The sequence below is a fragment of the Ectobacillus panaciterrae DSM 19096 genome, assembly GCF_000430785.1.
Classification (GTDB): domain Bacteria; phylum Bacillota; class Bacilli; order Bacillales; family Bacillaceae_G; genus Ectobacillus; species Ectobacillus panaciterrae.
In genome coordinates, this window is record NZ_AUMR01000157.1 from 1 (window position 1) to 4,474 (window position 4,474).

The following is a 4,474-nucleotide window of genomic DNA, read 5'->3' on the forward strand; positions in this document are numbered from 1 at the left end:
GCAGGCATATGACGAAGGCAATCCCTTCTCTGATGGAGTGACGTGAGAGTCGTCATGGAAGCGGAGGTTTCACCTGGTTCCTCTGTGATTTGGTATGATTTGGTACGATTTTATTAACCAGGCTCTATTATATGAAAGAAAACGAATTGCGATGTTTTTTGGAAGGGAGACGGCTGCTGCTGGAGGAATTGCCGTTTTCGTCTGATGTTTTAACAGAAAACGAGTAGCACTTGCAGTATCAAAAAGGGATTATAGCAGGGAAGAAGGGCTATCGCTGTGTGAGATGCGGCAATGAGGAAGCGTATTTGTTTGCCCAGGCTCCTTGCGCAAGGTGCGGCAAGGACTGCGCGTATTGCCGAAAGTGCATCATGATGGGCAGAGTGAGAGAATGCTCTTCGCTCGTCAGCTGGACAGGTCTGCCAGAAACGAAAATGCAAGCGGCTGACCTGTTGCAATGGGCGGGCACTCTTTCAGAAGGGCAGGCCGTGGCATCTCGGGCAGTGGTGCAGGCTGTGCAGGATAAGGATTCTTACCTCATATGGGCGGTATGCGGTGCGGGGAAAACAGAGATGTTATTTGCCGGCATTAACGAAGCGCTGCAAAGGGGAGAGCGCGTGTGTATCGCAACGCCCCGCACAGATGTAGTGCTAGAGCTGCACCCGCGGCTCCAGCAAGCATTCCCCTCTATCCCGGTCATCGCTCTATACGGCGGGAGTCCGGACCGCCATAAACAAGCTCCATTGACTATTTCTACGACACATCAGCTTCTTCGTTATTACCGCGCCTTTGACACTCTCATCATTGATGAAGTAGATGCCTTTCCTTATTCTGCAGATCAAGCTCTTCAATATGCGGCAGAGAACGCGAGAGCAAAACAATCCTCCTTAATTTATTTAACGGCCACTCCGAATGAAGCGTGGAAGCGTGAAGTGAAAAGAGGAAAACGGAAGGCAGCTGTTATTTGCGCACGGTATCATCGTCATCCGCTGCCTGTTCCTTCCTTTGTTTGGTGCGGCAGCTGGAAATCCCGTGTGAATAAGCAATCTCTTCCGTCTGTTGTGCTCCGCTGGCTGCAATCACACCTTGCAGCATCTCGCCCTGTCTTTTTGTTTGTTTCCCGAATTTCTTATATAGAGCCGATTGTGTCACTTTTAAAAAGCATCGATGAACGAATCGAGGGTGTTCATGCGGAGGATCTGAAGCGAAAGGAAAAGGTGGCTTCGTTTCGCAAAGGAGAGATTCCGCTTTTGGTGACAACAACGATATTGGAAAGAGGCGTAACCGTTCCGAATTTGCAAGTTGGTGTATTGGGCGCAGAGGAAGAGATTTTTACGGAAAGCGCTCTTGTCCAAATCGCAGGCAGAGCAGGAAGAAATGCAAGTTTTCCAGAGGGAGACGTTGTACTGTTTCATTATGGAAAAACAGAAGCGATGACGGCAGCCAAGCGGCACATTAAACAAATGAACGAGCAGGCAAAACAAAAGGGGTGGATTTAGCATGGAGCGCTGTTTGCTTTGTTTTGAAGAGCTTCCTGCAGCCGACAGCTGGTTTTCATTTCTGTTTCCAAAATGGGTGCGGCCGGTGTGCAGAACGTGTGATGAAAAGCTGGAAAGAATACAAGGAGATGTGTGCGAGTGCTGCGGCCGGCCCTTGTCTTCTTTATCCGCTACATATAAAAAGGGTGCCCTTTGTCTTGATTGTGTGCGCTGGGGGCAAGAGGGCGAGGTGCTGGAGAAAAATCGATCCCTCTATATGTACAACGATGAAATGAAGGAAGTGATGAACCGATTTAAATTTCGAGGCGATGCGGTGCTAATTCATGCGTTTGCTAATGAGTTTCGCGAGATATTTCGACAGTATTTTTCTTCATATGAGGTTGTCCCTATTCCGCTAAGCACGGAGCGTCTGGAGGAAAGAGGGTTTAATCAAGCCGAGCTTTTGGCGATGCTTTTACCGGTTCCTATGCTTTCGTGCTCCTTAGTTCGTGTTCACACAGAAAAGCAAAGTCAAAAAACAAGGAAGCAACGGATTGCAGGCAGTTCCCCGTTTTCTTTTTTATCTTCTGACCGCTTTGATTCTAAAAATATTTTATTAATTGATGATATTTATACAACAGGAAAAACAGTACGTCAGCTTGCCGTTATGTTTCGGGAACGGGGCGCAAAGAACGTCTCATCCTTAACGCTATGCAGAAGTTAGACTTGTCGAATTGCCTAGTAAAAACACGACAAATCTTTTTTGACTTTTCCTTAAAACATCCAGTATAGTCAAAGTATGGATCAACCATAAGTATACGATTGAAGGGAATGGAACGCATGCAAGGGAAAGTAAAATGGTTTAATGCAGAAAAAGGCTTCGGCTTCATCGAACGCGAAGAAGGAGACGACGTATTCGTTCACTTTTCTGCAATTCAGCAAGACGGCTACAAATCCTTAGAAGAAGGACAAACAGTTCAATTTGAAATCGTAGACGGAGCTCGCGGACCGCAAGCTGCCAACGTTACGAAGCTTTAATCCTCTACATATAAGGCTTTTCTATATAGAAGGAAAAAAGCACGAATCCCCCGCTTTGCGGGGGATATTTTGTTTTATTGTGATAAAATGTAAGATTTAAGCATGTCCAGCACCAATTGCCGGTTGCGCTTTTCGTGTTGTCCAGCTCCGCCGGCTAGGCACTGCCACCTAAGAACCTCCGCCACAAAAAAGCAAAAAGCGCTTTTTAGGGCGGAGAACCTTAGGTTCTGTGCCTAAACGAGCCGTCTGCGCTTTTCGTGTTGTCCAGCTCCGCCGGCTAGGCACTGCCACCTAAGAACCTCCGCCACAAAAAAGCAAAAAGCGCTTTTTAGGGCGGAGAACCTTAGGTTCTGTGCCTAAACGAGCCGTCTGCGCTTTTCGTGTTGTCCAGCTCCGCCGGCTAGGTGCTGCCACCAGAGGTTCTCCGCCGCAAAAAAGGCAAAAAGCGCCTTTCTTGGACGGAGAACCTCTGGTTCTGCACCTGAACGAGCCGGCTCCGCTTTTCTTGTTACAAATAATATACGATACGGTTCGGCATATGTTTGAGTATGCGGATCCAAAACGGAAGATGGCGGAAATAAGAGTCCGTCATTTTTTTCGCGTTCGCAAAATCCTTTTGTAGCGCTTTTTCAACCATCGCAGCCGTACCTGTATCGTAAATGAGGCAATTTGATTCATCATTGATAAAGATGCTGCGCGGGTCCCAGTTGACGGTTCCTATATCCAGCATTTTATTATCAAAAATCATGATTTTGCCGTGAAAGAATCCCTTTTCGTATTCGTATATATCTGCGCCTTTTTCCACAAGAGCCTGCAGAGCAGAATAACCGGGGGGCTGTGTAAACCAAGCGTCTGTCTTTTTGGTAACAAGCATTTTAATTTTGACGCCTCTTTGTATCGCATCTATCATGGCATCCTTTAGAGGCTGAGGAGGCACGAAATACGGACTAGCAATAATAATGGATGACTTAGCATTGCGAATCCATTCCGCTAAATGTTCCTCAAGGCCTGTACCGGAAGCGTATATATATTGATGCTGTACTTTGCCGGAGGGAGCGGTTAGTTCTTTTGGTGCAATTGTATCGCCTGTATCCTCTTTCCAATCTTCTAAAAATCTCTTTTGTGCTTCATAGGCGCCGTTTCCGGTAATGCGAATCTGATAGTCTCGCCAATACCCGAGCCATTTGCTTTTTCCTAAATGCTCGTCCCCGATATTAAAGCCCCCGATATACGAAATGTTTCCGTCAATAACAGCTATCCGGCGATGATTGCGCCGATGCAGGCTGTAAAAGAAATGCGGCAGCTTCGTTTTTCGGCTATATGTAAAATGCACGCCATGTTTCCGCAAGTCCTTCAGTATATCCATTGTGATTTCGTGGCCGCCAAGCAAATCGACAGAAAGTCTCACCTCTACGCCTTTCTCTGCGCGCTGCTTCAGCACGTTGTAAAGCTTCTTGCTGATTTCATCGTTTCTTGCAATAAAGAAGTGAATGTATATATATCGTTGTGCTTGCTCTATGTCATGAAAAAGAGCCTCATAAAATTCATTTCCCTTTGTATACAGCTGAACATCGCCAGAATACAGAGGAGTAACCGTAAAGGGATGTGATTTGGTATATGCGGCTTTCCCTTTTTTTACATCCCAATCCATCCAAAAAAACAGGGGAAATGCCAAAATGAAGGCGATAAGGATGAAAACTATAATTTTTTTCAGCATAGATGAATCTCCTTACATCATGTATTGCGGTGTATATAAGGTAGGATATGCATTTTTTTGATTTTAAAGCCAAAGCGCCTTTGAGGACGGAGCTCTCGGTCTCTGCATCTGAACGAGTCGGTTGCGCTTTTCCTGGTGTCCAGCTCCATCGGCTAGGTGCTGCCGTCCAAGAACCTCCGCCACAAAAAGGCAAAAAGCGCCTTTTAGGGCGGAGAACCTTGGTCTCTGCACCTGAACGAGCCGG

Annotated in this window: 3 protein-coding genes and 1 pseudogene; 3 read left to right on the forward strand and 1 reads right to left on the reverse strand. The window is 46.5% G+C overall.

The window, feature by feature from the left end; all coding sequences use genetic code 11:
* Nucleotides 1–131 precede the first annotated feature (131 nt).
* The 3 genes and pseudogenes from H540_RS0121635 to cspD all read left to right on the forward strand — a co-directional run bounded on the left by H540_RS0121635 (nt 132) and on the right by cspD (nt 2,513).
* A pseudogene (locus tag H540_RS0121635) lies at nt 132–1,496 on the forward strand (ATP-dependent helicase ComFA).
* A gap of 1 nt (nt 1,497) precedes the next feature.
* The gene (locus H540_RS0121640) at nt 1,498–2,199 is read left to right on the forward strand and encodes a ComFC family protein (RefSeq protein WP_028402353.1); all 702 of its coding nucleotides are present in this window, start codon (nt 1,498–1,500) and stop codon (nt 2,197–2,199) included.
* Nucleotides 2,200–2,315: 116 nt separating this feature from the next.
* Entirely contained in the window at nt 2,316–2,513 is a 198-nt protein-coding gene (gene cspD, locus H540_RS0121645; RefSeq protein ID WP_028402354.1) for a cold-shock protein CspD, read from the forward strand.
* A gap of 508 nt (nt 2,514–3,021) precedes the next feature.
* On the opposite strand, the gene H540_RS30600 is transcribed toward cspD, so the two are convergent.
* Nucleotides 3,022–4,230: a phospholipase D-like domain-containing protein gene (locus H540_RS30600; protein WP_051317233.1), complete on the reverse strand. Its 1,209-nt coding sequence runs from the start codon at nt 4,228–4,230 to the stop codon at nt 3,022–3,024.
* Between the last annotated feature and the right edge of the window lie 244 nt (nt 4,231–4,474).